General features: G+C 54.5%; 7 protein-coding genes. All 7 read left to right on the top strand.

Annotation, left to right across the window (positions count from 1 at the left end; translation table 11 throughout):
* Positions 1–509, top strand: a 509-nt coding sequence (gene frr, locus OEL57_RS13580; RefSeq protein WP_414718525.1) for a ribosome recycling factor, incomplete at its 5' end; no start/stop codon positions are given.
* A 3-nt stretch (positions 510–512) separates the two neighbouring features.
* Positions 513–1,253, top strand: a complete 741-nt coding sequence (locus OEL57_RS13585) for an isoprenyl transferase (protein WP_300741142.1) — start codon at positions 513–515, stop codon at positions 1,251–1,253.
* 11 nt (positions 1,254–1,264) lie between these two features.
* The gene (locus OEL57_RS13590; protein WP_307726553.1) at positions 1,265–2,053 is read left to right on the top strand and encodes a phosphatidate cytidylyltransferase; all 789 of its coding nucleotides are present in this window, start codon (positions 1,265–1,267) and stop codon (positions 2,051–2,053) included.
* A gap of 2 nt (positions 2,054–2,055) precedes the next feature.
* Positions 2,056–3,228 carry a 1-deoxy-D-xylulose-5-phosphate reductoisomerase gene (locus OEL57_RS13595; RefSeq protein WP_300741144.1) on the top strand — a complete coding sequence of 391 codons (1,173 nt, stop codon included), beginning with the start codon at positions 2,056–2,058 and terminating at the stop codon, positions 3,226–3,228.
* The gene (gene rseP / locus OEL57_RS13600) at positions 3,225–4,355 is read left to right on the top strand and encodes an RIP metalloprotease RseP (RefSeq protein ID WP_300741147.1); all 1,131 of its coding nucleotides are present in this window, start codon (positions 3,225–3,227) and stop codon (positions 4,353–4,355) included. Before OEL57_RS13595 ends, rseP begins: the two co-directional genes overlap by 4 nt.
* Positions 4,352–5,041 carry a tRNA (adenosine(37)-N6)-threonylcarbamoyltransferase complex dimerization subunit type 1 TsaB gene (gene tsaB, locus OEL57_RS13605; RefSeq protein WP_300741149.1) on the top strand — a complete coding sequence of 230 codons (690 nt, stop codon included), beginning with the start codon at positions 4,352–4,354 and terminating at the stop codon, positions 5,039–5,041. The genes rseP and tsaB overlap by 4 nt, the downstream gene beginning before the upstream one ends.
* 94 nt (positions 5,042–5,135) lie before the next feature.
* Positions 5,136–5,538 (top strand): ATP-grasp domain-containing protein (locus OEL57_RS13610; protein ID WP_300741150.1); only part of this gene is annotated, 403 nt, incomplete at its 3' end.

Raw genomic sequence — 5,538 nt, forward strand, 5'->3', positions numbered from 1 at the left:
TCGAAGACCTGCGCAAGGAATATCAGCGCATCCGTACCGGCCGCGCCAGCACATCACTCCTTGACGAGGTAAAAGTAGACTATTACGGCAATCCCTCTTCCCTGTCCCAGGTGGCGACCCTGGCTGAGCCGGAGCCACGCACCATTACCATTACCCCCTGGGAACCCAAGATGATCGGCCCGATTGAAAAGGCGATCCTGAACGCCAATCTGGGGCTGACCCCCGGTAACGATGGCAAACTGATCCGCCTGAATCTGCCTCCTTTGACTGAAGAGCGCCGTAAAGAGATCGTCAAAGGAATGAAAAAGATGGATGAAGATCACAAGGTAGCTGTCCGCAACATTCGGCGCAAGGCGATTGATGACCTGAAGAAGCAGGAAAAAGACAAGACCATCACTGAAGATGAACTGAAAAAGGCTGAAAAAGAAGTACAGACCGTTACCGACAGCATCATTGCCAAGCTGGACGAGATCCTGGCCCACAAAGAAAAAGAGGTTATGGAAGTCTGACATATGACCGAGCTGGATCCGACAAAAATGCCCCGCCATCTGGCGATTATCATGGATGGCAATGGTCGCTGGGCCCAGCAACGGATGCTGAAGCGGATTGTTGGCCACCAGCGTGGCGCGGAAACCGTACAGATGGTGGTCGATCAGGCCTCAAATCTGGGTATCGGTTACCTGACCCTGTTTGCCTTCTCTTCAGAAAACTGGTCCCGCCCCAAACTTGAGGTGCAGGCCCTGATGGCTTTGCTTAAGAAGTATGTCCGTACTGAGCTGCGCCGGATGCTGAAAAACAATATTCGTTTCAATGTTATCGGCAATCGGACTGATCTCCCCCCGGAGATTAACGCCATTCTGGACGATGCCTTGCAGCAGACCGCCACCAATACCGGCATGGTACTGACACTGGCTCTTTCCTATGGGGGGCGCCAGGAGATTGTCAGGGCTGCGGCAAAGATTGCACAACAGGTTCAGCATGGTACACTACAGCCGGAGCAGATCACTGAATCACTTTTCAGCCAACACCTGGATACAGCTGGACTGCCGGACCCAGATTTACTGATCCGTACCAGTGGTGAAATGCGGATCAGTAACTTTCTGCTGTGGCAATTGGCCTATGCAGAGCTCTATTTTACCGATATCAACTGGCCGGACCTGACCATAAACGCACTGCACGCTGCGCTGGCCGATTTCCAGGCCCGTGAACGACGTTTTGGAAAGACCAGCGCCCAGTTAAACCAAAGGAGCTGACCATACAACGTCTGCTAACCGCATTGATTCTACTGCCGCTGGTACTGGCGATCATCATCAAGGGTGCTCCGTGGCTGTTTGCCTTGCTGCTCTCCCTGTTCTGCCTGATCGGCATGCTGGAGTTCTTTGGCATGGCTCTGCCTGATCGAAAAACCGAACTGTACCCCTTTGCGCTGCTGGGAGCGATAACCCTGGCAACTCCGCTACTGGGTGATGGCCGTTTCTTTATCATGTCCCTTGCGGTTGCCTTTCTGCTGGGTGGCTTCCACTTTTTGTTCAAACTGCGGGATATGGACACGGTTGCCCAGGAGCTTTCCCTGGTCATGACCGCCTTCCTGTATATCCCGTTTCTGATGGCTCACTTGCTGATGATCCGCCTGCTGCCCCAAGGGGTTAACTGGTTGCTGCTGATTATGTTGATCGTGATGACCAATGACTCCACCGCCTATTATGTTGGCAGCGCTTTTGGCAAACACCGACTGTATGAGGCGGTAAGCCCTAAGAAGAGTATTGAAGGCGCACTGGGTGGACTCCTGGGCAGCCTGGGGGGAACTCTGCTGGCAAAGTTCACCTTTTTTCCCCAACTGAGTTTTGCTGATGCCATCATCACTGCAGTGGTAATCGGTATTATCGGCCAGCTTGGCGACCTGTTTGAATCCCTGCTGAAGCGAAGCTTCAGGGTCAAGGATTCCGGCAGCATCTTCCCCGGTCACGGCGGTGTGCTGGACCGGATGGACAGCATCATCTTTGCTGCGCCGGTCACCTACTACTATGCGGTTTACCTCTTCGGGAGGTTTTAGTCATGAAACAGATTGCTATTCTCGGCTCAACCGGCTCCATCGGCGTCAGCACCCTGGAAATTGTTGCTGCCCACCCTGATAAATTCCGGGTACTATCTCTCTCCGGAGCTAAAAACCTTGACCTGCTGGCCCGTCAGATCCGTCAGTTCAGGCCCAAACTTGCCGCTGTTGCCGATCCCGCAGACATACCCCGTCTGAAGGAACTGCTGGCCGGTGTTGACGTGGAACTGACCGGTGGCGTTGAAGGTCTCTGCGCAGTGGCCACGGCATCGGGTGTGCAGATGGTGGTGGCTGCCATTGTGGGAGCTGCCGGATTAGTGCCCACTGCCGCAGCTATCCGGGCTGGTATCGACGTGGCGCTGGCAAATAAAGAAACGCTGGTGACTGCCGGACACCTGTTTATGGAACTGGTGGCACACCACAAGGTTAAGCTCTACCCGGTTGACAGTGAGCACAGCGCCATCTTTCAATCCATTGAAGGGCACCGCAGCCAGGACATCACCAAAATCATCCTGACCGCCTCCGGTGGCCCGTTCCGCGAGTCCCCGCTTGAGAAGTTGCAGACGGTCACCATCCAGGATGCCCTCAACCATCCCAACTGGAGCATGGGACGTAAGATCACCATTGACTCAGCCACCATGATGAATAAGGGGTTGGAAGTGATTGAAGCGCGCTGGCTGTTTGATGCACCACCGGAAAAAATCAGCGTCAACATCCACCCCCAGAGCATCATCCACTCCATGGTGGAGTATATTGACGGTTGTGTGATCGCCCAGCTGGGAACCCCGGACATGAAGGCCCCGATCGCCTATGCCCTCTCCTATCCAGAGCGGGTCAGCACCGGGGTCAAACCGTTGGATCTGACAGAACTCTCCGGTCTGACCTTCTCCAGACCGGATCTGGAGCGGTTCCCCTGCCTGGGCCTGGCCTATCGCGCCCTTGGCGAAGGCGAGAGCATGCCGGCAGTCATGAATGCAGCGAACGAAGTGGCAGTGGAGGCGTTCCTGAATGGCCGAATCTCCTACCTGCAGATTGCACGCTTGATTGAAAAGACCATGGATGCCCATCAGGCCCACCGCCTCGGCTCCATTGAAGAGGTGCTGGAGGCCGACCAGTGGGGTCGGACAACAGCACAGGATATCTGCACCACTCTCCAGACAGGCGGGCACTCATGATCGTCATAAACTTTATTGTCGTCCTCGGAATTTTGATCTTTGTTCATGAATTCGGCCATTTTATTGTGGCGAAGTGGATGGGGGTCAAGGTTGAAAAATTCTCCCTTGGTTTCGGCCCCAAACTGTTTGGCCGCCAGATCGGTGAGACCGAATACCTGATCTCTGCCTTTCCGCTGGGTGGGTACGTCAAGATGTTTGGTGAGGGGGGCTTCAGCGAGATCGAGATGATTGAACAGGAGTATGAGCGTGAAACTCCTGGTGCCACCCCGGTTGAGGCATACAAACTGACAAAGGCAGATGAGGCACGCTCTTTTTCCCATAAAACCATCCCGCAGCGGATGGCCATCGTCTTTGCAGGTCCGTTCTTTAATATGGCCTTTGCCTGGTTGCTACTGATTTCACTGTATATTACCGGCATGCCGATCCTGAAGGCAACGGTGGGTGAGCTATTCCCCAACCGTCCGGCAGCACTGGCAGGCATCCAAAAGGGTGACCTGATCACAGCAGTCAATGGCCAGCGCATCATTCAATGGGAGGATTTTTCTGCCCATATGGCAAAGGCACCCGATAGTGTGACGCTGAGTATCACCCGGGCCGGCAAACCACTGACGGTTGAACTGAAGCCGGAGATCGGCGAGACCAAGAACCTGTTTGGTGAGACTATTAAAAAACCTATTATCGGTGTTTCTCCAGCCTATGATTTTGTAACTGAGCGCTTCGGCCTGGTGGATGCCTTCAAACTGGGTAATGCAAAAACGGTTGAGGTCACCAAGCTGACCGTGCTGTCGCTGGTCAAGTTGTTTCAAGGCGTGGTGCCATTGAACAGCCTTGGCGGTCCAATGATGATTGCTGACATGGCTAACAAGGCGGCCCAGACCGGCGGCGCCACCTTCTTCATGCTGCTGGCAGTAGTATCCATCAACCTGGGGATCCTGAACCTGCTGCCGGTGCCGGTACTGGATGGCGGTCACCTGATGTTCTATACCATTGAGGCGATCATCCGCCGCCCTGTACCGCAAAAGATGCGCGAATACGCCCAACAAGCCGGTATGATCCTGCTGGTGGGAATGATGGTACTGGCCTTTTACAACGACATTATCCGCTACTTCTTCACTAGCAAACTATGATCTGTCTCTGCATTGAGACAGCGACAGCCAGGGTCGGAATGGCCCTGACCCGCGATGGCAGACTACTGGCAGAATCCCTGCTGGATGCCCCTGGCGGCCAGCAAAACAAGCTATTGATGCCAGAACTGCAGCGACTGCTGGACCAGAACCGTCTGACCATTAACCAGGTTGATCTGTTTGCCTGTGCTGTTGGCCCCGGCTCCTTTACCGGGGTCCGCACCGGCATTGCTGCTACCCAGGGGTTGGCGCTGGCAGCAGGAAAACCCTGCAGCGGCATCTCCACCCTGGCCATGCTGGCCATGAACCTGCCCCATGCAGCCTTTCAGGTCTGCCCCATGCTGGATGCCCGTAAAAATGAGGTCTATACCGGCCTCTACCGGACAACCGGCCGCACAACCCAACTTAAGGAAGACTGTGTCATACACCCTGCAGATTTTTTACGGATGATCAGCGGCCCCACCATCTTTGTGGGTGACGGAGCCCTGCGCTATCAAGAAATGATCCAGCAAATGCTGGGTACTGACGCTTTTTTTGCACCTCAAACGCACCATGTTCTGCGCCCTTCATCCGGCTGCCTGCTTGCAGAAACAGCCTTTCAAAACGGTTCGTCTGTCCCACCCGAACAACTGCTTCCCAGCTACCTGCGCCTCTCCGAAGCAGAATTATCCCGCCAACAAAAGATTTAGCCAAACTATATATTTTTACCAACGATAAAAAGCACTTGTAGTCCGACTGAAGACTGCTATAGTAAATGTATACATACATCCCAGGGAGGGACCTATGAATATTCATGAGTACCAGGCCAAGGAGATTCTAAGTACCTACGGCATCCCGGTACCCCGCAACCGGGTGGCGCTGACCGCTGACCAGGTTGAACGGGCTGCCAAGATGATGGGCGGTCACTGTGTGGTCAAAGCCCAGATCTATGCCGGTGGCAGAGGCAAGGCTGGCGGTGTCAAGCTGGTACACCACCCGGAACAGGCCAGTGACGTTGCCAAAGCGCTGTTTGGCAAACGACTGATTACCAAGCAGACCGGGCCGGAGGGGCTTAAGGTCCGCCGGATTCTGGTTGAAGAATCGGTAGAGATAGCCCGTGAATTTTATCTTTCCATTACTCTTGATCGTGAATCATCCCGCTACTGCCTGATCGCCTCGGCTGAGGGTGGGATGGATATTGAAGTGG

The organism is Trichlorobacter sp. (assembly GCF_030247655.1).
In the GTDB taxonomy this organism is placed as follows: domain Bacteria; phylum Desulfobacterota; class Desulfuromonadia; order Geobacterales; family Pseudopelobacteraceae; genus Trichlorobacter.